Annotated in this window: 21 protein-coding genes; 14 read left to right on the forward strand and 7 right to left on the reverse strand. The window is 41.8% G+C overall.

What is annotated here, in order from left to right:
• The first annotated feature begins 270 nt into the window (after positions 1-270).
• Genes rfbF through MHI35_RS03445 form a run of 5 tightly spaced genes read left to right on the forward strand, consistent with a single transcriptional unit; the run spans position 271 to position 5052 of the window.
• Complete coding sequence (gene rfbF / locus MHI35_RS03425; RefSeq protein WP_211063746.1) at positions 271-1035, forward strand: glucose-1-phosphate cytidylyltransferase; 765 nt, start codon at positions 271-273, stop codon at positions 1033-1035.
• Between the two features lie 4 nt (positions 1036-1039).
• A complete protein-coding gene (locus MHI35_RS03430; RefSeq protein ID WP_041816148.1) occupies positions 1040-2011 on the forward strand; it encodes a GDP-mannose 4,6-dehydratase in 972 nt (323 codons plus the stop codon).
• A 12-nt stretch (positions 2012-2023) separates the two neighbouring features.
• Entirely contained in the window at positions 2024-2935 is a 912-nt protein-coding gene (locus MHI35_RS03435; RefSeq protein WP_211063744.1) for a putative nucleotide-diphospho-sugar transferase, read from the forward strand.
• Positions 2932-4122: a glycosyltransferase family 2 protein gene (locus tag MHI35_RS03440; protein ID WP_211063743.1), complete on the forward strand. Its 1191-nt coding sequence runs from the start codon at positions 2932-2934 to the stop codon at positions 4120-4122. The genes MHI35_RS03435 and MHI35_RS03440 overlap by 4 nt, the downstream gene beginning before the upstream one ends.
• Positions 4123-5052: a putative nucleotide-diphospho-sugar transferase gene (locus tag MHI35_RS03445; protein ID WP_211063742.1), complete on the forward strand. Its 930-nt coding sequence runs from the start codon at positions 4123-4125 to the stop codon at positions 5050-5052. It abuts the gene before it with no gap.
• 35 nt (positions 5053-5087) lie between these two features.
• Here the strand turns inward: MHI35_RS03445 and MHI35_RS03450 are convergent, their stop codons facing one another.
• Positions 5088-6326, reverse strand: coding sequence for an MFS transporter (locus MHI35_RS03450; protein WP_211063741.1), 1239 nt, complete (start codon positions 6324-6326; stop codon positions 5088-5090).
• 333 nt (positions 6327-6659) lie between these two features.
• Entirely contained in the window at positions 6660-8699 is a 2040-nt protein-coding gene (pbp4, locus tag MHI35_RS03455; RefSeq protein ID WP_335349152.1) for a penicillin-binding protein PBP4(5), read from the reverse strand.
• Positions 8700-9200: 501 nt separating this feature from the next.
• Here pbp4 and MHI35_RS03460 point away from each other — a divergent pair.
• Both MHI35_RS03460 and MHI35_RS03465 read left to right on the forward strand, forming a co-directional pair.
• Positions 9201-10163: a helix-turn-helix transcriptional regulator gene (locus MHI35_RS03460; protein ID WP_144523484.1), complete on the forward strand. Its 963-nt coding sequence runs from the start codon at positions 9201-9203 to the stop codon at positions 10161-10163.
• Positions 10164-10237: 74 nt separating this feature from the next.
• The gene (locus tag MHI35_RS03465; protein WP_335349153.1) at positions 10238-10870 is read left to right on the forward strand and encodes a type 1 glutamine amidotransferase family protein; all 633 of its coding nucleotides are present in this window, start codon (positions 10238-10240) and stop codon (positions 10868-10870) included.
• Between the two features lie 128 nt (positions 10871-10998).
• Here MHI35_RS03465 and MHI35_RS03470 read toward each other — a convergent pair whose 3' ends face one another.
• Positions 10999-11343, reverse strand: coding sequence for a hypothetical protein (locus MHI35_RS03470; protein ID WP_144523486.1), 345 nt, complete (start codon positions 11341-11343; stop codon positions 10999-11001).
• A 92-nt stretch (positions 11344-11435) separates the two neighbouring features.
• Between MHI35_RS03470 and MHI35_RS03475 the strand changes: the two genes are divergently transcribed.
• A complete protein-coding gene (locus MHI35_RS03475; protein WP_144523488.1) occupies positions 11436-11663 on the forward strand; it encodes a hypothetical protein in 228 nt (75 codons plus the stop codon).
• Here MHI35_RS03475 and MHI35_RS03480 read toward each other — a convergent pair.
• Positions 11644-12123 carry an Hsp20/alpha crystallin family protein gene (locus MHI35_RS03480; protein WP_144523489.1) on the reverse strand — a complete coding sequence of 160 codons (480 nt, stop codon included), beginning with the start codon at positions 12121-12123 and terminating at the stop codon, positions 11644-11646. The two genes, MHI35_RS03475 and MHI35_RS03480, sit on opposite strands and share 20 nt — an antisense overlap.
• Before the next feature lie 65 nt (positions 12124-12188).
• Between MHI35_RS03480 and MHI35_RS03485 the strand changes: the two genes are divergently transcribed.
• Complete coding sequence (locus MHI35_RS03485; protein ID WP_012009223.1) at positions 12189-12446, forward strand: hypothetical protein; 258 nt, start codon at positions 12189-12191, stop codon at positions 12444-12446.
• Between the two features lie 6 nt (positions 12447-12452).
• Positions 12453-12686, forward strand: coding sequence for a hypothetical protein (locus tag MHI35_RS03490; RefSeq protein WP_058015466.1), 234 nt, complete (start codon positions 12453-12455; stop codon positions 12684-12686).
• 37 nt (positions 12687-12723) lie between these two features.
• Here MHI35_RS03490 and MHI35_RS03495 read toward each other — a convergent pair whose 3' ends face one another.
• Positions 12724-14115 carry an amino acid permease gene (locus tag MHI35_RS03495; protein WP_335349154.1) on the reverse strand — a complete coding sequence of 464 codons (1392 nt, stop codon included), beginning with the start codon at positions 14113-14115 and terminating at the stop codon, positions 12724-12726.
• A 180-nt stretch (positions 14116-14295) separates the two neighbouring features.
• Positions 14296-15369: a tetratricopeptide repeat-containing glycosyltransferase family 2 protein gene (locus tag MHI35_RS03500; RefSeq protein ID WP_335349155.1), complete on the reverse strand. Its 1074-nt coding sequence runs from the start codon at positions 15367-15369 to the stop codon at positions 14296-14298.
• A 133-nt stretch (positions 15370-15502) separates the two neighbouring features.
• Here MHI35_RS03500 and MHI35_RS03505 point away from each other — a divergent pair, with 133 nt between their 5' ends.
• The 3 genes from MHI35_RS03505 to MHI35_RS03515 all read left to right on the forward strand — a co-directional run bounded on the left by MHI35_RS03505 (position 15503) and on the right by MHI35_RS03515 (position 19221).
• A complete protein-coding gene (locus MHI35_RS03505) occupies positions 15503-17386 on the forward strand; it encodes an ABC-F family ATP-binding cassette domain-containing protein (protein WP_335349156.1) in 1884 nt (627 codons plus the stop codon).
• A 162-nt stretch (positions 17387-17548) separates the two neighbouring features.
• Entirely contained in the window at positions 17549-17974 is a 426-nt protein-coding gene (locus MHI35_RS03510) for a MerR family transcriptional regulator (RefSeq protein ID WP_012009228.1), read from the forward strand.
• Positions 17975-18030: 56 nt separating this feature from the next.
• Positions 18031-19221 carry an MFS transporter gene (locus MHI35_RS03515; RefSeq protein ID WP_335349157.1) on the forward strand — a complete coding sequence of 397 codons (1191 nt, stop codon included), beginning with the start codon at positions 18031-18033 and terminating at the stop codon, positions 19219-19221.
• A gap of 45 nt (positions 19222-19266) precedes the next feature.
• Here the strand turns inward: MHI35_RS03515 and MHI35_RS03520 are convergent, their stop codons facing one another.
• On the reverse strand, positions 19267-20820 hold the full coding sequence (locus MHI35_RS03520) for an ABC-F family ATP-binding cassette domain-containing protein (RefSeq protein WP_012009230.1): 1554 nt from the start codon (positions 20818-20820) through the stop codon (positions 19267-19269).
• 152 nt (positions 20821-20972) lie between these two features.
• Between MHI35_RS03520 and MHI35_RS03525 the strand changes: the two genes are divergently transcribed.
• Positions 20973-22115: a DEAD/DEAH box helicase gene (locus MHI35_RS03525; RefSeq protein ID WP_211063731.1), complete on the forward strand. Its 1143-nt coding sequence runs from the start codon at positions 20973-20975 to the stop codon at positions 22113-22115.
• The last annotated feature ends 82 nt before the right edge of the window (positions 22116-22197 follow it).

The following is a 22197-nucleotide window of genomic DNA, read 5'->3' on the forward strand; positions in this document are numbered from 1 at the left end:
GGCTGTTTGTGCTGCTAATGCACATGTTTATCATACCATCTACCCTGATAATATACAATTTAAACTTTGAAAGAGTGAGAATACAAATCTCGCTCTTTTTTTATTTGTAAAAATAGTTAAATGCTAGGTGGCACGCTCTCTCATTTCGACATATGAATAGAGTAGATTCAAAACCTGATGTCGGACAAAGTATGAGGATACATGTACTGATTTTCCGCATAAAGATAAGGTTTTTAATCAAAAATTTTCATAGAGAGATGAGGGGAGAAGATGAAAGCAGTCATTCTCTGCGGAGGAAAGGGAACGAGAATGAGTGAGGTCACACAAGCGCTTCCTAAACCACTTGCTATGATCGGAGATCGGCCTATTCTATGGCATATTATGAAAATCTATCAGTATTACGGAGTAGATGAGTTTATCTTATTGCTTGGATATAAAGGAGAGAAGATCAAAGAGTATTTCCTGAACTACGACTGGCGGCATCACAGCATGAAGCTGGATATGGCAACAGGGGAAATGAAACTTTTAGGAAAGTCAGAGAACTGGAAAATCACCTTTTTAGATACGGGCGAGAATACGATGACAGGCGGACGGTTAAAGCAGGCACAGGATTACATTGGGGATGAGACATTCATGATGACGTATGGTGATGGACTTGCCAATATCAATATGTTTCATCTGCTGAAGCGTCATCAAGATCTTGGGGCAGCTGCGACTGTCACAGGAATTGAAAAGAAGTCACAGTACGGGACGTTGAAGGTATATAACGGGATGGCACAATCCTTCTCTGAGAAGACAGACAGTATCGGGATGATCAATGGAGGATTTTTTGTGTTGTCTCCAAAGGTATTTGACTATTTGACAGACGATGATCAATGTGTGTTTGAAGAAGAACCTCTTCAAAACCTGGCGAATGATGGAGAGCTTGCGGTTTATGAGCATCACGGATTTTGGACAGCGATCGATACGTATAAGAACTTGAAAGAAATCAATGGCTTGTGGACAAATGGAAAACAACCATGGAAGGTTTGGTGACGGCATGAGCGGATTTTGGAATGGGAAAAACGTATTTGTGACTGGATGTACAGGGTTATTGGGAAGCTATCTCGTCAAGGAATTGATTGATCAAGGGGCAAACGTAACCGGACTTGTGCGTGATCAGGTGCCACGATCGAATTTATATCAAGGTAGTCAATTTGAAAAAATGAATGTGGTGCAAGGCGCATTGGAGGATATGCAAACGATTGAACGTGCGTTAGGAGAATACGAAATTGATACTGTCTTCCATCTGGCTGCCCAAGCCATTGTAGGGGTTGCAAATAGACACCCTGTTTCCACATTTGAAGCCAATATTTTAGGGACATGGAATGTGCTAGAGGCTTGTAGAAGACAGCCGCTAATCAAACGAGTCATCGTGGCATCAAGTGATAAAGCATACGGCGATCAGGAGCAGCTTCCATACGATGAAGACATGCCGCTAAATGGGAAACATCCGTATGATGTATCAAAGAGCTGTGCAGATTTAATTTCTCACACGTATTACAACACATATGGTCTCCCGGTTTGTATCACGCGCTGCGGCAATTTATACGGGGGCGGGGATTTAAATTTCAACAGAATCATTCCGCAAACCATCCAGCTTGTGCTGGAAGGGGAAGCGCCTGAAATTAGAAGTGATGGGACATTTATTCGTGATTATTTCTACATTGAAGATGCGGTTAAGGCTTATTTGCTGCTAGCTGAGAAGATGGAGGAGAAAGGGCTCGCTGGAGAAGCATTTAACTTTAGTAATGAAATTCAGCTGACGGTTCTTGAGCTCGTGGATAAGATTTTAAAGGCAATGGGCAGTGAACTGAAGCCTCGTATTCTAAATCAAGGAACGCATGAGATCAAGCACCAATATTTGTCGGCAGAAAAGGCGAGAAAGCTGCTTGATTGGAAGCCTGACTACTCCATTGATGAAGGGTTAGAGAAGACGATTGAATGGTACCGCGAATTCTTTCAAAAATAGAGGTGTAAGTAGATGAACAGCATATATTGTACGGTTCTATCAAGTGGAAGACTTTATCAAGCCATTGCGTTTTTCTTATCATTGAAGCAAGTAGAAAATGGTGCTGTCATCAAGACGTTATGTATGGATGATGCTGCATTTAATCTGCTTCATCAAATGAATTTTCCTCATGTCGATCTTGTTCATGTACGTGAGCTCGAAACGCCGGAGCTGCTGGAGAAAAAAGAGGAACGGGATGCCTCGGAATATTGCTGGACGTTAAAGCCGATGTGGATTGAGTGGTTATTTGAACAGGAGCAGGCAGAGGGCGTAACCTATCTTGATGCGGATTTGTTCTTTTATGAGAGCCCGCAAGTGATTTTTCAACAACAGCCGGATGCCTCTGTTTTACTTTCGAGAGGAGATATTGTGATTCCGAGCTTCGATCCTGAGGAAGTGAGGATGCTTCAGAAGCTTTTAGGCCGCTATAACTCAGGCTTCCTGCATTTTAAAGGAGATGAAGCCGGCCGGAAATGCCTTAGCTGGTGGAAAGAAGAATGCTTGAAGGAATGCAAAAATGCGCCGGGTGAAGGCAAGTTTGGCGATCAAGGTTATCTCGATCATATGCCGAAGCTGTTTGAAAAAGTGGAGGATATTCAAACAAAAGGCGTAAACATTGGTCATTGGAACTATGGGCAGCATTCTTATCGGGAAGAAAATGGACGAATTTTGCTGGAGGATGGGCATCCGCTCATTTGCTATCATTTCAGTGGCTTTCGCATCGTAAGCAAGGATGAGATGCAGCAAATTCATGAGAAGGGGAGAGAGGATCTGCCGTTTTTCCAAGAAGCCTATCGAAACGTGCTACGTCATGTGATTGAATCTGTTGAGCAGGTCGATCCGCTGTTTAACGGCTATGCCAAAGTGGAGGAGGATGACGCATGAATGAGAAGCCAAAGGTAAGCGTCATTATTCCAAGCTATAATGCCAAGGAGCGTTTAGAAGGGAGTCTTTTTTCCTTAACGCTTCAGGATACGGATATTCCGTTTGAGGTCATTGTCGCTGATAATGGATCAACGGACGGCACGATGGAAATGCTTGAGAACATTGAGGTGAATTTCCCGTTTAAAAAGGTGCGTATTCCTGTCAATCAAGGGATTGCCAAGGGTCGTAATCATGCCATTTGCGAGGCAGAAGGAGACCTGCTAATATTCCATGACAGCGATATGCTGGCAGAGCCGCAATTTATTCAAAAACATGCGGAGGCACATGCTGATCAAGAGGACCTTGTCATTTGTGGTGTATGCTGGAAGCGGATTTATCGTTATTTTTACGAAGCATTTGATAAGGATCATATCAAGCGATTGAAAAAGCAAGGTTTGTATAAACGGAAAATGAAAGATAAAACGCCTCTTTTATCCATGCAAGAAGTGGAGAATGGTGCATTTCTAGAGAAAAGCTTTGATTTGCAGTCTGAGTTTATTGATATTCTCAAAGACATTTTGCGCACGTACAATTATGATTTAGGCTCTTATGAGCTGCCATGGCGATTTTTTATTACGAATAACTCTTCTGTCAAACGCAAGCATGTCATCGCGCTCGGGATGTTTGATGAAAATATCGTTCGGTACGGGTTTGAGGATTATGATTTAGGCATTCGTCTAAATCAGTTAGGTCTTTCCTTTGAATTGCGAGAGGATATCATGAGCGTGCATCAGGAACATCCGAGTAATTTAACATCGTTTGATGACATTAAATATAACATTTTGTATATGTGCGAGAAGTACAACAATATTGATGCCATTGATGTTCATCTGGCTTTCTCTGGTCCGTTTTCTCATACCGTTACAAATGACATTGTAAAAGAGGTTCGGCAGCTGCGTGAAAATCCGGTATTCGATGGTCTGCTCTCTTATTTTTTAGAGCTGCTTCATTTGATCACAGAGCGGAATGTAGGAATCAAACGCGATAAAAAAGATCAGCTGACAGCGAGACATGTCCCTTTGAAAAAGCTGTCTGAGGCAGCTCAGCTTGCAAGGCAGGAATATGGTTGCACAGTGCTTGTAGAAGCCATTCAAGGGCTGACGAAAGAGCTATTACGCGTTGATTTGTTTCAAGTGGATGTGTTGTAGATGGCGTCTTATCATTTTACAACCATTGTGTCGAATACCCATGTTTTTAAGCTTTTGGCGCTCATTCATTCGCTTGAACAAACCGCACGTTCATTTAAACTATCAGTATTATGTGCAGACCCGTTGGCTTACCAGGTGTTAAGTGAATTCCCTCATCCGCACGTTCAATATGAACAGCTTGAAAATATTGAAGATGACAAGCTGAGAAAGGCAAAGGATGATCGGACGTTTCATGAGTATTGCTGGACGTTAAAGCCTGCTTTTCTGCTCAAAATCCTTGAATCCTCGGAAGCGGATTATCTCGCCCATTTGGATACGGATTTGTATTTTTATCATGATCCAGAGGCGATTTTTGCTGAGAATCCACTTGCTCACTTATTTTTGACAGATCATATGAATTCCGAGCGGTTCTATCACTTTTATGAATTGTCTGGCCGCTTTAATACTGGATTTGTCGGCTGCCGTAACACAGATGTTGCCAAACGTGCGGTCACACAATGGAAGGAAAACTGTCTTGCACACTGTACAGTCGAGATGGATACAAAAAATAAAACGTATGGAGATCAGCGGTATGTTGAAAGATGGATCGATGATTTTGAAGGGGTCCATGTTGTGACATCTAAAGGAGCCAATGCCGCGATCTGGAATATTGAAAACTACAAGCTTTCCGTTGTGAAAGGGGATATGTATCTCGACGAATGTCCACTCTTGTTCTATCATTTTTCTGCCTTTACAATCATTGATGAGAATACGTTTAATCTGAATTGGTATTACTATATGACAGATCAAAATCTAGTGGAACATCTCTATATTCCGTATGCTGATTTAATTCATCAAAAGATTAAACAGGTGCAAAAAGTCTTTCCAGAATTTCAGCAAGGATTTATTGCAAAGAAGCATGTTCCTGATACGCATTTTTATGAGATATGAAAAAACCGCTCAATCACTGAGCGGTTTTTTCCTTTTTATGATTCATTCCATTTAGAGATGGTTTGATCGCTAGGTAGTAAGAATGCCAGAATGCCTAATATCGGTAAAAAAGCGACCCCGATCATGGTAGGCGTTAAACCGAAGGCATCAATAAATGAGCCTAAAGCAACCGAGCCGATGGCACCCATACCAAACGCAAGCCCAACCGTTAAACCAGACATTGTGCCAATTTTCCCGGGAAATAGTTCTTGAGCATAAACAACTGTGACAGAGAAGCTTGATGTCAGAATGACTCCAATCAGCCCAAGTAAAACATAAGCGAAAACGGGTCCGGCAAATGGCAGCAGCAAGGCAAGCGGAAAGGATGCCAATAAGGAAATTAAAATGACGGTTTTCTTGCCGAAGCGGTCTGCAAGCGGCCCGCCTAAAAATGTCCCAATTGCACCTAGAATGAGAAATAAGAAAATATAAGTCTGTGATTCTTTAATCGTCAATCCATATTGTTCAATCGCATAAAACGCATAGAAATTCGATATCGCATTTCCATACCAAGAGCGGGCAAAGATGAGAAAGACGATAATGCCAAGTGCTGTGAGTGCTGACTTACGGTGAATATCGGATCTTGCCGCTTTTGCTGGAGCCTTTTTCGCTTGAGCTCGAATGGTTTGAAGTCTTCTTGCGTACCATCTTGAAATATAAAGAAGGAAACCAACAGCAATCATTCCAACAATCGTAAACCAAGCCACGCCAGGCTGGCCGAGAGGGACGAGCATTAATGCAGCGATAAGTGGAGCAAAGGCTTGACCTGTATTTCCGCCTACTTGATAGATGGATTGTGCAAGTCCTCGTCTTGGACCAGCTGCCATGTTGGCAACACGAGAGCCCTCTGGATGGAAAATGGCAGAGCCGAGTCCGATAAAGACAACGCAAAGCAAAATGGTGGCAAAAGAAGGCGCAAACGCAAGCCCGAATATTCCGACAGCACTAGAAAATAAAGCAATCGGGAGTGCATAAGGCATCGGCCTTTTATCTGTGTACCACCCAATAGCAGGCTGCATCACAGAGGAGACCATATTTAATGTAAAGGCAATGAGCCCTAATTGTGTAAAGGTCAGCCCCATTGAACGTTCTAAAATAGGGAACATGGCAGGAATAACGGCTTGCAAAGTGTCATTGAGCATATGACAAATGCCAATAATCAATAAAATGGGATAGACCGTCGATCCAGTAACGGAATTTTGAGGTTTATCCTTTGTACGAGCAGCAATAGCCAATGAGACTTCCTCCTTTCAATCAACTGTTTTCAATTTTGCATTCTTCTCATTTTATTCATAAGGTGAACTATAAAACAATAGCAAATGGTCATGATTTAGAAAAAAGAGACACAAGCGTTTGTGTCTCTCAGATTGTTGACAAAGTGCTAAAATGATCTTTATTTTAGCACTTTGTCTTCTTTTCAGCGTGATAGAAAACCTTTGAAGTCTAGGAAGGCCGAGCACTGGCGCGGAGCGAATTTGACATTCGTGAGCACCGGCGCGCAGACCTGACAACGAATGCGAAGGTTTGTCTACACGCTGAGAGACACAAGCGTTTGTGTCTCTAAATGCTTACTTATAAAAAGATGCGATGACAGGCTTCATTTTTTGAATGACGAGTCCACTACCGCCGCGGTTTTTTACATCTTCAATCATACCGACGAGGACGTAATCTTCTTTTTTAGGATTAAATGCAAGTAAAAATCCATTTTCAGAACCGTCTGTTGCTCCTTGCTTGCTTTTCAGTTCTGCCGTTCCTGTTTTAGCGGCGATATCAGCGCCTTCCATTTGTAAGGAGTGAGCTGTACCGTTTGGACTCGTCACGACCTGAGTGAGCGCGTCTTTCACTGTATTTGCCGAGTCTTCTTTGATGATTTGTTTTGATGATGCTGTTTTCTCATCTTGAACGACTCGAGGATAGACAAGCTTGCCCCCTGTTGCAAATGGAGAATAGGCATGTACTTGTTCAATCGGTGACATGAGTAATTCACCTTGACCATATGCCGAGTCAGCAAGTAGGATGTCCGATTGAATGCCGTCGTTCGATACTTGTGCTGGTTTCATTGTAAATGGCATGTGCAAATCTTCGTCAAATCCGAATGCTTTGACTTTTTTCTCATAGGCGTCTTTGCCAATTTCCAGAGCTTCCTGTCCGAAGTAAATATTATCTGAGTATACGAGGGCATCAACCATATTTACGTTTTCTTTATCGTGAACCCGCGTAATGCGATAATTGCCCCAAGATTGATCTTTTTGCCATTTCAGTCCATGGATGGTGCGTACTTTATTAGGCTTTGTGACACCTGTTTCCAGCCCGATGGCTGCTGTAATAGTTTTGAATGTAGACCCTGGTGCATACCGGCTCGCGTACCGGGCTTGGAATGGGAGATCTGGGTTTTCACTGTATGCCTGATACTCCTTAGGTGTGATTCCGTTTGTCATGAGATTGACATCATAGGAAGGGGTGCTGACAAGCGCTAATAGATCCCCTGATGATGGATTCATGATGGTGACGGCCCCTTTTTCACCTTTCAGCTGTTCATAGGCTTTTTTCTGTAAAGAAGCATCAATGGTCAGCTTCACTGTTTTTCCATCTTGTCGATCTGATTTCTGCAAAGTTTCTTCAATGCCTGTTTCATCATGGACGATTAAAATGCTTCCGCCATCTTGTCCGCGCAAGTTTTTGTCAAATGTGAATTCGAGGCCAGTTTTGCCGATGATTTGATCTGCTTTTAATGCCGGATTTCTTTTGATATCATCTGCATTTGCTTTTCCAACATAACCGGTGAGATGGGCGGCAGCTTTGTTATAAGGATAGTAACGCATTTCCTTCAATTGATAGGTGACGCCTTTTATATCCTTTGGAATCGGCTTCTGTTCTAACATTGATTTGAGCGGGACAAACGTGTCGTCTGTGACCCATGCTTGTTTCAGCTGATTATCGATGAGTTCTTCATCTATATCAAATGCCTTGCTGATTTTTTTGATATTGCGTTCTTTTTCTTCCCCTGTGCCAAGCTTTCCTGGAATGATGCCAAGTGCGCTTCCACCAGTTGTTTCTGCTAGGGTACGCCCTTTTCGGTCGACGATGTTTCCTCGGACAGCAGGGTCTGATTTGACTTTGATCGTATCTCCCTTTTCCATTTGCGGGAAGATGAGATTTGGCTTCCAGTCGACTTTCCATTTGTCATCTTCTTCTGAGAGAACGCCCTTGTAAGAAAGCTTGTGTAGCTTGCCAAATGACGTTTTCATTGTCACATCATAGGAAAATTGATACCCATTTCCTTTGTCCTGTTTTTCTACGTTGAGCTTTGATATGTTTAAATCATAAGCACCAATTCCATTGAAGATATTGTCGTATTTTTCGGCTAGTTGTTTTTTTGAGAAGTCATTGGCTTTCAAGGACGCACTTGTTACCTCATCAGCCAGCTTTGTAAAATCTTTCTTCTCCATTTGTTTTGTAAAGGATTGAGCCGCTTTTAAAGCTTCTTTTTCTTTTGAGAAAAGAGAATCTTTTAAGAAAAAGAAAGCAGCAGCAACTACGATGATACTAAGAATAGGAATGATGACTTTTTTCTGTTTCCAAAATGATTTTCGTTGATCCGTATACAATGAAAACACCTCAATTTTTGATTAGATCCTCTATATTTTACAGTGATTGGTCTTGATTTGTATAGTTTCTCATAGAAACCTAGCGAAATAGATAAGAAAAACGACCTGTGATTTGTTGTTTAGGATACCCAATTTTATTAAAAAAATCTAACTTCTCTATTGAGGAAAAAGGTAAAATCATTTAAAAGACAAATTTAAAATTAAAAAATATGTAGCTAGATATCAGAAGATAATACCCTACAACTAATTCTAAAATTCGGTTATGGCGGGGTAAGCCAATTAGAACGTGATCTTATCCGTATGCGACAGCATGAACTGAATTAAACTTAAAAAAAGCTTATAGGTCGGCTAAAGATGTGCCTTGATGCAGTAAAGCCTAATCAAGAGGAAAATATGATTTTCAATCAAATGTGTGTAGAGCTTCAATATATAGAAGGCTGCCGGAAAGGAATAGTTGTTCCGGACATTGTATAAATAAATCTCATATAAAGGAGGTATTATATGCCTAAAGTTGACAACCTGTTAGCCATTCTATGGATGCTTCGCTCAGATAAAAAAATAACTGCAAAACAAATTTCAGAAAAGTTAGAGATGAATATAAGAACTGTTTATCGTTATATTGATACACTTTCAACGAGTGGTGTACCTATCATTTCAGAGCCAGGTCATAACGGTGGATATAGTTTAATGAATAATTTTATAGAGGCTCCTCTATTTTTTGATTTTGAGGAGCAAATTTCACTATTTCACGCTGCTGTTTTTGCAGAAGAAGCGGGATATTATGGAGGTGAAGCGCTACAAAGAGCCATCTCAAAACTTAGTAAACACTCAAATCAAGAGCAAGAAACAAAGGTAAACCAACATATAACTAGTCTTGAAGTAATAAGTCGAACCAGTTCAATCTCTTTGGAACCTTCTTTGAAAAAGTTGGAAAAGGCCATAGCGGCCAAAAACACGGTGGAAATTCTTTACCATAAAAGTGGAGAAAAGCAATTACATCATAGATGTGTCGATCCATACAGAATGATCTATTGGAATAATAAGTGGTATGTAATAGGATTTTGTCATCTTAGAAATGATATGCGCAGTTTTAGAGTAGATCGAATTGAAAATCTAATGGTGACTGAAAATCAGTTTGACCAGCAAGAAAATTTTTCAGCACGTGACTTTTTTATAAACAGTCTCCTACCAACTTTAAAAGATAAGGAAGAGATTATTTCCTTGGTGATTCATGGGGATAAAAATGTATTGGCTGATATTTGCCAACATTGGTTTTTAGGACATTATTTACAAGAACGGGATTCACATCAAGCAGTTTTTCTTCTTCCAAAAGATATGATACATACATATGTACCTTATTTACTTTTACCTTACAATAAATCTATTAAAGTTGTTGAGCCAATTAGTCTTAAAAAAAGAATGATTGAAGTTTTGTCGGATTTAATAAAATTTCACCAAGTATGATAACTTCCCTGACGCTAACTGTCAGGGAAGTTATTTTATAATCGCTATATCAACTGTGATTGGAGCGTGATTGGATGCAAACACAAAAAGCTTATCTATATGTATTTGATACGATGTCTGACTGGGAATATGGATATTTAATTGCTGAACTAAATTCAGGTAGATATTTCAAAAAAGATTTAGCACCTTTAAGAGTAATTACAGTAGGAGTTAATAAACAAATAAAGACGACTATGGGAGGTTTATGTATAAAACCAGATATTTCCCTTGAAGAATGTAACCTTGAGAACAAAGATCTTTTCATTTTACCAGGAGGTACGACTTGGGGTGAAGACATTCACCAACCTATCTTGGAAAGAGTTGGCCAAGCTTTAGAGCTGGGCACTATTGTTGCTGCAATTTGTGGTGCAACAGAGGGGCTCGCGAATAGGGGATACTTAAATACTAGAAGGCATACAAGTAATAGCTTAGAATATACTAAAATGGTATGTCCTAACTATAAAGGAGAGAAGTTCTATGAGTTGGCAGCTGCGGTATCTGATGCGAATTTAGTTACTGCATCAGGAATAGCCCCTTTAGAATTTGCAATGGAAGTGCTGAAAAAAATAGAAGTATTTACACCTGATACCTTACATTCTTGGTATAACCTGAATAAGACACATCAATCTGAATATTTCTTCCGGTTGATGAATTCAATAAATAAATGAAGTAACTGAAAAAGCTCAATTTCTCTATTTTGATTTGTAGAGGGCTGGAGCTTTTTATTTTGGCCTTGGCTTATCGTTTTCAATTTGCATGTTCCTGATGCTGACCCGATTGTAAAAAAGCCGAGCGCTTAAGAAGAAGGTTTTGATCGAATCGAGACCGTCGGTGTTTTTGTTTCTTTTGGCTTCGGCGGAGGTGCTGATTTTTTGATGTGCGTGTCTTTTGGCGTGTAATAGGTTGCCCCAATATTGAGTCTGCCTTGAAGCTGGTCAATGGAAAGCTCACCAAACTCTAAATGGTAATCAATTTTGTCCACATGCAGGGATTCGATATGAATGTGTGTATCCTCTGAGACAGGGGAAGCTGGTGCAGACATTTTTTGCTCGAGAGCGGTGAGCCTTTTCTCCAGCTCGGTGACAGAGGGAGATGGGCTGGATTCAGTTTTTTTAAAGAGTGATAGAATGAAATGTTTCAAATAGACCACAACCTTTTCTTCTGCCTTGATCTAGTCTATGGAAAAGCTATGAGATATATACTTAAAGAGATGACAAGAAAGGGGAGAAGCACATGCTGCCTACACATATACACATTGCCCATATGAAAACGAACTCGATGGGCACAGGATCATCCATGACGTTTGGTTCGACGTTTGTTTGCAATCATTGCAGTACGATGAAAAGAAACAATGGGTTTGGGGAACAGAATGCTGATGGCGTGATCACGATCCTGCCGATTGAATCGATTGATGATCGTGATCAAATCGACGCCGTGAGTATCAATATTCGTCATCTATGATAATAGCCGTCGCTTTTCCTTCATCCTTTTGCAGTCTGATATAAAGCACACCGTCTTTAAAGGTTGCATTCATTTGTCCAAGAATCATTTCTGGGAGCCGGATTTTCTTTTCAAATGGACCATACTTCCCCTGCTTTTGGCGAAAATCCTGCTCATTAAAAAAGGAAAAACGCTGTCCTTTCACAACCAAATACTCGCCATATGATAACACTTGTACATCTTCCTTTCGGTAGCCAGGCAAATAAATTAAGTACTGAATTTCTGTCGCGGTTTCCACCATGTCGATGGGTGGGAACGACGCATCTGGGCCGCGCTGATCCTGCTGCGTAAATGTAAAGGGAGATGGACCGTTTGCCATAAAGGGAGATCTTTGCTCATCATCGAAGATCATTTTCCAAAAATCATCCCCGTGCATTTGCTGGGCAATATCCATCCACTGCTTCATTTTTTCGAAGTCCATGTGAAGACCTCCTGTTAACATACTTGATGGGTGCTTGCATATACCTATAAAAAGGAGGTTTATCTGTGGTTCAACCAACTCCGTATATCAATATTAATATTTTCATGTTAAAAATTAATTCCTTTGAAAATGCGTCGGCGGTGAATGTCGGACAAAATTTGTTAGCAGAGTGGCAAAACTCAGATAAAAAAAATCAGGGGTACGGACAAAATTTTGGAGATGCCAGCGGTTTTGTCGGGACAAAAAGCCATGTAGATGATCGAGATCAAGTGGACTCACCTGCCTCTTTTTCACCAACAGCTAAACCCATTCAAAGGAAGTGACGTGTGATGTTATTCTCACCCTCAGTCGTCAATGTCGGTGCTTTTAAAATCAATGCAATGGATCGGGGTGCATCACTGACGCTAGGTCCTTATCAGCAAATCGATTATTTTCTCTCGATGAAAATGAACCAAGGATTTGGAGAGGACAATGGAGATTGTTCACCGCTTGTCATTCCGATTTCAAGCGTGTTAGATCCAGATATGGTGGATTCAAATTCAGCCAAAAACAGTGTGATTTAAGCAAAAAAAAGAGACCGGGAATCACCGTGTCTCTTTTCTAATGCGTTTCATTCAAATGACTTTTTCGTCTTGCATAGGTGAAATAAACAACGACACCAATGGCCACCCAAATAAGGAAGGCTCTCCATGTCTCCCATGAAAGGGTAGTTGCGAGTGTGATACAAATGATCGCACTGATAATCGGAAGAACAGGCACGAATGGCACTTTAAACGCTGCTTTGACATTCGGGTGTTTTTTCCGTAAAACGATGACAGCGATTGAAATGACTGTGAAGGCTGCAAGCGTACCGATGCTCACTAAATTCGAGAGCGTCGATAAGTTCACAAAGCCTACGATACATGCTGCGACAGCACCTGTCAGCCAAGTGTTGGCAACGGGTGTTTGTGATTTTGGATTGACATTAGAGAAAATCCTTGGCATAAGACCATCGCGGCTCATCGCAAAGGTTAGGCGCACCTGCGCATAGACTAAGGCAATTAAAACCGTTGTGATCCCAATAATGGCACCTGCGGATATAATGCCCGCCACACTATTCAGGCCAACAACTTGAAGAGCAAATGCGACAGGATCACTGACATTCAGCTTCGTATAGTGAACCATGCCTGTTAAGACGAATGAAACACCAATGTATAAAATCGTACAAACACCGAGCGCTCCGATAATTCCGATTGGCATCGCCTTTTGAGGATTTTTGACTTCTTCAGACGCATTAGCGATCGCATCAAATCCAAGGTAAGCAAAAAAGACAGTCGCCGCTCCAGCAATCACACCGTGGAAGCCCATCGGCATAAAAGGTGTCCAGTTTTCAGGTTTGACGTAAGCAAAGCCTGAGATGATAAAGAGAAGGACGATGGCAATTTTAATCAGCACAATGATGTTATTCAGCTTCGTGCTTTCCTTGACGCCTCTTGAGACGATAAAGGTGATAAGCAAAATAATGAGTGCGCCTGGAAGGTTAAAGACGGCCCCATCAGCGGCTCCAGGTGCAGCTGATAAAGCCTTCGGTATGTGTACACCAAATCCACTGAGCAGTGATTGGAAATAGGACGACCATCCGCTTGCTACAGCAGAGAGTGCAATGACATATTCAAGCATGAGATCCCAGCCCATTAAGAAGGCGAGAAATTCCCCAAGTGTAGCGTAGGAATACGTATAGACGCTTCCTGATACAGGAATGGACGATGAGAACTCAGCGTAGCAAAAAGCAGCAAGGGCGCATGCGATCGCAGCTAAAATAAAAGATATAATAATCGCAGGTCCCGCATCCTTTGCCGCAGCAACCCCCGTAATCACAAAGATCCCAGTCCCGACCACGCAGCCAATGCCAAGCAAGATTAAATCAAACGTATTTAACGATCGGCTGAGCCGCTTCGTTTGACTTTCAAGCATAAGCTGGTCGAGAGACTTTTTTCGAAATAAAGAACTCATGTTGACCTCCTAATGGATAAATCTTTTCGTAAGACGAGTGTTAGTATATGCTGAAATGACAATTTAGTCAATTGGTTGAAGAACGCTTTAAATCACTAAAGTGTTAAACGCCACCATCGAATTTATACATAAAAAGAGACATCCGCCGATAGATGAAAGGCGGATGTGGTGATAGATCATTTATGTCAGTTTAGCAAATATTTTTTCATTATACAGCACACTTGGATGAGTTGGGTGATGGGCGGCGGAGGCAAGGTGATGTGTTTTGGCTTTCTCCAAATCGCCAAGCTGATAATAACAATAGCAAAGCTGAAGGTGAGGATACCACGTTTTATAATGTGTGAGTGTGAAGGCTGCTTCGTTTTCAGGAGCTTTTAGCGCCTGCTCATACCAAAAGATCGCTGCCTGATGTTTATTTTGAATTTTTAGATGATCCCCGATCCGGCAGCAAAATTCTGGACGAGGCTGATCATATAAGAATGAACGTAATAATGAGGATAAAGCTGCTTCCTCGAAACCTACCGCATAATAGCAATCTGCTAAATATTGGAATGTGCGAATTTCATCCTCAATCCAGCATTGTTTTGTCGCTAAAAATTCATGATAAAAACGAATTGCTTTGACATGCTGCCTGTTATCTCTTAATTCATTGGCAAAGTAAAAGAGATCACGGGGCGTCATGTCCTCTCCCCTTGCCAGCATGTCTTCATAAATTCGCAGGTTGCGCCCTGGTTCACCAGCGGTTGTTTTCTTACGCTTTTGATGTGTGACGGCTATATCGGCTGGTAAAATGTTGCCGTACACCTGAAGAAACTCATGAACGGCCCCGTACCACTGAAAGTTCAAGGCACGCTTCACAAGGCGATTTCTTCTATATTTAAAATTCACCTGACCGTCTTCATCAAATCCTACATGATAAAACATTGAGACGGCATCCACCGAAGGATCGAGTGTCTCTTTGAGCTGAAGAAATTTTTGACGGTCTTCTTCAAGCAAAACATCGTCTGCATCAAGCCATAAAATATACTCTTTCGTTGCACGTGAGAAAGCAAAATTGCGGGCTTTGGCAAAATGCTGAACCCATTCGAAATCAAGTACCTTGGCTGAAAAGGAGTGAGCAATCTCTTTCGTACGATCTGTTGAACCTGTATCAACGATGATCATCTCATCGACAATGTCTTGAACAGAGGAAAGGCAGTCCGCTAACACCTCCTCTTCATTTTTCACGATCATACATAAGCTAATGGTTACCATCTTTAGATCACCTCTTCATAGTGTATCGAGCAGCAAAAGGAAACATTCTTTTCAGCAGTGGGTTTTTTAAAACTAGTTTTCTGTTACTGGCTGATTTAAAATAAAAGAAGAATCTATGTAAGGGCTGATAAAAATGAGTTTATTGAATGTTGAAGGATTATATAAAACCTATGGCGAGAAAACGCTGTTTGATCATATTTCTTTTCATATAGAACCAAAGGAACGCATCGGATTGATTGGACCAAACGGAACAGGGAAGTCAACGCTCCTAAAGGTCATCGCAGGACTTGAATCGTTTGAGGAAGGTGACATCACGAAGGCAGGGACACTTGATATTGAATTTCTTGAGCAGGACCCTGAAATGAACGGGGATGAAACGATTCTCGATTACATTTTTTCTGGAACCGCTCCGATGATTCAAACGATGAAGGCATATGAACAGGCACTTGCCGATTTAGAGCATGATCCGCAAAATGAGGCAAAACAAGAGTCGCTCATGCGCATGCAAAATCGAATGGATCAGGAAGACGCATGGGATGCGAACTTGTCAGCAAAAACGATTTTGACAAAGCTTGGCGTCAAAGATGTGAGCCGTTCTGTTCATGCCTTATCAGGCGGACAGAAAAAGCGTGTCGCGATTGCTAAAAACTTAATTCAGCCTGCAGGATTGCTGATTTTAGATGAGCCAACCAACCATCTCGATAATGCAACAATTGAATGGCTCGAAGGATATTTGAGTCAATATAGCGGTGCTGTCATTCTGGTAACGCATGATCGTTATTTCCTCAACCGAGTGGCCAATCGAATTTATGAATTGAATCAAGGACAGCTCTATACGTATAAAGGAAATTATGAAGTCTTTTTAGAAAAAAGAGCGGAACGAGAAGCAGAAGCTCAGGTGAAAGAAACGAAGCGTCAAAACTTACTCAGACGAGAGCTTGCATGGCTGAGAAGAGGAGCAAAAGCAAGAACAACGAAGCAGAAAGCACGCATCGGCAGAGCCGAAGAGCTAATGGATCAAAAAGGCCCTGATGCGAAGGGGGAGCTGGATTTCGCCATCGGTTCTCATCGCCTAGGAAAACAAGTCATAGAGGCGGAAGACTTGTCAATTTCATTTGCTGGCCAGACCCTTGTGGAGCGGTTTACAGACTTAGTCGTGCCGGGAGACCGGATTGGATTTATCGGACCGAATGGAGTCGGAAAGACGACGCTTCTTAATTGTCTAGCGGGTAAAATTGAACCGACTTCAGGACAATTGACGATTGGACAAACCGTTCGCATTGGCTATTACACGCAGGATCATAAGGAAATGGATGAAGAGCTGACGATCATTGAATACATCAAGGAAACAGCTGAGATCGTAAAGACATCTGATGGTGCCATAGTGACAGCAGAACAAATGCTGGAACGGTTCCTATTCCCAAGATCCATGCAGCGGACGTTTATTCGCAAGCTGTCAGGGGGAGAACGCCGCAGATTGTATTTACTAAAAGTCTTAATGGAAGAACCGAATGTTCTCTTTTTAGATGAGCCGACGAACGATCTTGATACGGAGACACTCAGCATTTTAGAGGATTATTTAGAACAGTTTCCTGGCGTTGTCATGACCGTATCGCATGATCGTTATTTCTTAGACCGAGTGGTTCATCGTCTGCTTGTCTTTGAAGGAAATGGCCGCATTTCACACTACCAAGGTGCTTACAGCGATTACATGGAGCAAGAAAAAGAGGCGAAGCGGATAGAAACAAAGCCTGCTGAGAAACAAGTAGAAGCGGCACCTAAAAAGAGAAAAAAACTTTCTTACAAAGACCAGCTTGAATGGGACGGAATTGAAGACCGGATTCAGGCATTGGAGGAAAAACATCAGCAGCTTGAAGCAAGCATTGCAGAAGCAGGCAGTGATTTTGGGAAAATTCAAGAACTGATGGACGAACAAAAAGCCGTTGTTGAAGAACTAGAACAAGCAATGGACCGCTGGACAGAACTGTCGATCATGATTGAGGAATTAGAAGGTTAATCCTAATAAAATAATTGAAAGAAAGAACCCTGTAGGACATTCTACAGGGTTTTTTACTTTACATCAAAACACGTGAGAATCAAGAACTCAAACATTTACGTTTACGTTAAGGTGATAAAGGTGTATAATAAATGATGAATTGATGAGCAGGAGGCACTGGCAATGGATTGGATGAAAATTGATCAAGTGGCGAAAAGAAGCGGACTGACGAAACGAACGATTCGTTTCTATGAAGAGATTGGTTTATTATCAGCACCAAAGCGGACAGAGGGCGGTGTCAGGCTGTACTCAGAGGATGACATGGAAGAACTAGAAAAAGTGATGCAGGCAAAAGAGGTACTCGGTTTTTCTCTACAAGAGCTTCAATCGTTTATGGAAATAGGGAAGCAGTTAGAGCTGAATAAAGAAGGCTACTTGCTGTCGCTTGATCCGAAGGAACGATTAGAAAAGCTGTTAGATATTGAGGCGCAGCTGACTGTGCAACATCAATTGATTACAAAAAAGCTTGAAACGATTCAATCCTTTAAAAAGGATCTTGAAACGATGAAAGATAGAGCGGCTCATGCGATTGAGCAACTACAAAAATAAACACCTCAGTGTGTTTATTTTATTTTGTCAACATTTGAAGGAAAGGTTCTGATGGAATGAAGGAAGAAGAAGTGTTAAAACAGCGTACAAGTCTACTTAGACAGCCGAAGGCCGTCTGGGCTGTTGCCTTTGCATGTGTGATTTCATTTATGGGGATAGGACTTGTAGATCCAATTTTGCCGGCGATTGCATCACAATTAGATGCATCTCCAAGTCAGGTCTCTCTGTTGTTTACGAGCTACTTACTTGTGACCGGCTTTGTGATGTTTTTTACCGGCTTTCTCTCTAGTCGAATTGGTGCGAAATGGACATTATTAATCGGACTTATTTTTATTATTGTCTTTTCTGCTTTAGGTGGTACTTCTTCAACGATTAATGAATTAATCGGCTTTAGAGGCGGATGGGGCATTGGGAATGCCTTATTCATTTCAACGGCTCTCTCTGTGATTGTCGGCGTGTCTGTTGGAGGAAGTGCGAAGGCCATTATTTTATACGAGGCTGCACTAGGTCTTGGGATTTCGGTTGGACCGCTGCTTGGCGGAGAGCTTGGGACGATCTCTTGGCGCGGACCATTCTTTGGCGTTGCGGTCTTAATGCTTGTTGCTCTTTTAGCCATTACGTTTATGCTTCCGCCGATGCCAAAACCTCAGAAAAAGGTGAAATTATTTGAGGCTGTCGGGGCGTTAAAATATAAAGGGCTTTTAACGATGGCATCTGCTGCTTTCTTATACAATTTTGGTTTCTTTGTGCTTTTAGCGTATTCGCCATTTGTGCTTCATCTGGATGAGCATGGTCTTGGTTATGTCTTTTTTGGATGGGGACTATTTTTGGCCGTCACCTCCGTCTTCTCAGCGCCGGTTATTCATCGCAAGCTTGGAACATTGACTTCTCTTGTGGTTCTGTTTGCTTCGTTTGCTGTGATTTTATTCGGTATTGGGATCTGGACTTCACATGTAGTCGTCGTCATCTGCGGAATTGTCATTGCTGGGGGGATTCTAGGTATGATCAATACTGTGCTCACGACCGCTGTGATGGGATCAGCACCGGTTGAGCGTTCCATTGCTTCATCCTCTTACAGTGCTGTGCGGTTTATTGGGGGCGCGATTGCTCCTTGGATTGCCGGCGTACTTGCTGAATCTTATACAGCGAGCACCCCTTACTATGTTGGGGCGGCTGTCGTTCTGTTGGGCATGATTATCCTGCTAATTGGTCGTAAGCATCTTATCCATATTCAAGCAGGTCATTAAAAGAAAGAAGCCTTATATCTTTTGCAGATATAAGGCTTTTTGCCGTTATAATACTTTTGTCGTCCAAGATTCGCAATTCCAAGTTTCAGTGGCTACATCTTGATAAAATTCAGGTTCGTGAGAGATCAATAAGACGCTCCCTTTGTATTCTTTTAATGCACGTTTTAGTTCTTCTTTCGCATCGACATCCAAGTGATTGGTCGGCTCATCGAGAACAAGTAGGTTGGTTTCTTCATTGATCAACTTACAAAGACGGACCTTTGCTTTTTCTCCACCGCTTAAAACAGACACGCGGCTTTCAATATGTTTTGTCGTTAATCCGCATTTAGCAAGGGCAGCTCTCACTTCATATTGCGTGTAAGAAGGGAAGGTGCTCCATACTTCTTCAATACAAGTGTTGCTGTTTTGCTCTTTTACTTCTTGCTCAAAGTAGCCAATATGAAGGAATTCTCCGCGTTCCACCTCACCCGAAATCGGGGAGATTTCTCCAAGGAGACTTCGCAGCAATGTCGTTTTTCCGATCCCGTTAGCGCCATAAAGCGCAATTTTTTGCCCGCGTTCCATTTTCAGATTCAATGGACGAGAGAGTGGTTCATCATAACCAATGACCAAATCTTTTGTTTCAAAAATCAATTTCCCAGAAGTACGTGCCGCTTTAAAGTGGAATTCAGGCTTTGGTTTTTCTGCTGCGAGTTCAATCATATCCATCTTATCCAGTTTCTTTTGACGGGACATGGCCATATTCCTTGTGCTGACACGCGCTTTGTTTCTTGCCACAAAATCCTTTAGTTCAGCGACTTCCTGTTGCTGCCTTTTATAAGCTGCTTCAAGCTGGCTCTTTTTGACTTCGTACACTTGTTTAAATTGATCATAGTCACCAACATAGCGCGTGAGCTCTTGATTTTCCACATGATAGATCAAGTTAATGACGCTGTTTAAAAACGGAATATCATGTGAAATGAGGATAAACGCATTTTCATATTCCTGTAAATAGCGCTTCAACCATTCAATATGCTGCTCATCTAAATAGTTGGTCGGCTCATCAAGAAGAAGAATTTCTGGCTTCTCTAACAGCAATTTCGCAAGCAATACTTTTGTACGCTGTCCGCCGCTCAGCTCTGTCACATCACGGTCCAGCCCAAGATCGGTTAACCCAAGACCTCTCGCTATTTCTTCGACCTTGGAATCAATGATATAGAAATCATTGTTTGTGAGCGCATCTTGAATGACGCCAACTTCCTCTAACAGCTTTTCCAGCTCATCAGGATCGGCTTCTCCCATTTTGCCGTAAATGTCATTCATCGCTGCTTCCATTGAAAATAAATAGTGGAATGCATCCTGAAGCACTTCGCGGATCGTTCTTCCCTTTTCTAGCACAGTGTGCTGATCCAGGTAACCGACACGGACATTTTTTGCCCATTCCACTTTTCCTGCATCTGGCTCCAGCTTGCCAGTAATAATATTCATAAACGTTGATTTTCCTTCACCGTTGGCGCCAATTAAACCGACATGCTCGCCTTTTAATAAACGGAAGGAGACTTCGTGAAAAATGGCTCTGTCGCCAAAGCCATGGCTTAAATCTTTAACAGATAATATCATTTTTTACACCTCAAATAGATTCAAAACGGCTAGTGCCTCTCATGATTATATCGAACTGTCCGTCTCGATAAAAGCATCAAAAGAAAAATTGCGTTTCAAAGCTGATTTTGAGATACTAAAGGATAGATTGAATGATGATAAAGGAGATCGACATGATAGAAAATTGGGCATTTTTGAAAGAAGCAAAGCCATTTATTCAAAAGAACTTCCAAACGGCTGGCTTCGAAAAACCAACAGCTATACAAGAAAAAACAGCAGAATGGATTACGGAGAAGCGTGATGTCATCGCAGAATCGCCTACAGGAACGGGGAAGACACTGGCGTATGTGTTGCCGCTTTTAAATAAAATCGATGTGAATATCAAGCACCCACAAGTTTTAATCTTGGCACCATCAAGAGAGCTTGTGATGCAAATTTTTGATGTCGTGCAAGAGTTCAAACAAGGATCAGACATCAAAGCGGTCTCCTTGATTGGTGGAGCGAACATCAAAAAACAGCAAGAAAAACTAAAAAAACACCCGAACATCGTTGTCGCAACACCTGGCCGTGTACAAGAATTAATCAAAATAAAGAAACTGAAAATGCACGAAGTCAAAACAATCGTACTAGACGAAGCAGATCAGCTTCTTGTGCCAGAGCATATGAAAACGATCCAAGCGATCATTAAATCTACACTAAAAGAAAGACAAATCCTTTGTTTTTCTGCGACCTTGAAAGACGAAACGGTTCAACTGATTAAAGAAATGACATCTGAACCAGAAGTATTGAAGATTGCTCGAAGTGAGGAAGAAGCACAGAAAGTAGGACACTATTATCTGTTATGTGACCAGCGTGACAAAGTAAAACTACTTCAAAAGCTATCGCGGCTTGAGGACATGCATGCGCTCGTCTTTGTGCGTGATATTACGAATTTAAGCATTTATGCAGAGAAATTAGCGTATCACCATGTCGACCTTGGTGTCCTTCATAGTGAAGCGAAAAAAGCAGAGCGAGCTATTATCTTAAAGGAATTTGAACAGCGTGAATTCCCGCTTCTTCTTGCAACAGATATCGCAGCAAGAGGGATCGATATTGACGATCTACCTTACGTGATCCATGCCGACCTGCCAAACGAAGAGGGCTATATCCACCGTTCAGGCAGAACTGGTCGCGCAGGAAAAGAAGGGGCTGTCATCAGCCTCGTCACACCTCAAGAGCACTCAATGCTCAAAAAAATGGCAAAAAAACTAAATCTTTCGCTTCAGGAAATTGTTTATAAGCAAGGCCAGCTGCATCTTGCGCCGAAGCAAGCTTAAAAAAAGGACCCTACCACATGGAGGGTCTCAGCGTGTAGACAAACCCTCGCATTCGGTGTCAGTCCTGCGTGCTGGTGCTCAC

This window comes from Bacillus sp. FSL K6-3459, from assembly GCF_038003305.1.
Lineage (GTDB): Bacteria > Bacillota > Bacilli > Bacillales > Bacillaceae > Bacillus > Bacillus pumilus_O.

What these genes read in the sequence shown, in the direction of transcription:
- rfbF (WP_211063746.1), top strand. Translation starts at nt 271, where the DNA reads ATGAAAGCAGTCATTCTCTGCGGAGGAAAGGGAACGAGAATGAGTGAG.
- MHI35_RS03430 (WP_041816148.1), top strand. Translation starts at nt 1,040, where the DNA reads ATGAGCGGATTTTGGAATGGGAAAAACGTATTTGTGACTGGATGTACA.
- MHI35_RS03435 (WP_211063744.1), top strand. Translation starts at nt 2,024, where the DNA reads ATGAACAGCATATATTGTACGGTTCTATCAAGTGGAAGACTTTATCAA.
- MHI35_RS03440 (WP_211063743.1), top strand. Translation starts at nt 2,932, where the DNA reads ATGAATGAGAAGCCAAAGGTAAGCGTCATTATTCCAAGCTATAATGCC.
- MHI35_RS03445 (WP_211063742.1), top strand. Translation starts at nt 4,123, where the DNA reads ATGGCGTCTTATCATTTTACAACCATTGTGTCGAATACCCATGTTTTT.
- MHI35_RS03460 (WP_144523484.1), top strand. Translation starts at nt 9,201, where the DNA reads ATGCCTAAAGTTGACAACCTGTTAGCCATTCTATGGATGCTTCGCTCA.
- MHI35_RS03465 (WP_335349153.1), top strand. Translation starts at nt 10,238, where the DNA reads ATGCAAACACAAAAAGCTTATCTATATGTATTTGATACGATGTCTGAC.
- MHI35_RS03475 (WP_144523488.1), top strand. Translation starts at nt 11,436, where the DNA reads ATGCTGCCTACACATATACACATTGCCCATATGAAAACGAACTCGATG.
- MHI35_RS03480 (WP_144523489.1), bottom strand. Translation starts at nt 12,123, where the DNA reads ATGGACTTCGAAAAAATGAAGCAGTGGATGGATATTGCCCAGCAAATG.
- MHI35_RS03490 (WP_058015466.1), top strand. Translation starts at nt 12,453, where the DNA reads ATGTTATTCTCACCCTCAGTCGTCAATGTCGGTGCTTTTAAAATCAAT.
- MHI35_RS03495 (WP_335349154.1), bottom strand. Translation starts at nt 14,115, where the DNA reads ATGAGTTCTTTATTTCGAAAAAAGTCTCTCGACCAGCTTATGCTTGAA.
- MHI35_RS03500 (WP_335349155.1), bottom strand. Translation starts at nt 15,369, where the DNA reads ATGGTAACCATTAGCTTATGTATGATCGTGAAAAATGAAGAGGAGGTG.
- MHI35_RS03505 (WP_335349156.1), top strand. Translation starts at nt 15,503, where the DNA reads ATGAGTTTATTGAATGTTGAAGGATTATATAAAACCTATGGCGAGAAA.
- MHI35_RS03510 (WP_012009228.1), top strand. Translation starts at nt 17,549, where the DNA reads ATGGATTGGATGAAAATTGATCAAGTGGCGAAAAGAAGCGGACTGACG.
- MHI35_RS03515 (WP_335349157.1), top strand. Translation starts at nt 18,031, where the DNA reads ATGAAGGAAGAAGAAGTGTTAAAACAGCGTACAAGTCTACTTAGACAG.
- MHI35_RS03520 (WP_012009230.1), bottom strand. Translation starts at nt 20,820, where the DNA reads ATGATATTATCTGTTAAAGATTTAAGCCATGGCTTTGGCGACAGAGCC.
- MHI35_RS03525 (WP_211063731.1), top strand. Translation starts at nt 20,973, where the DNA reads ATGATAGAAAATTGGGCATTTTTGAAAGAAGCAAAGCCATTTATTCAA.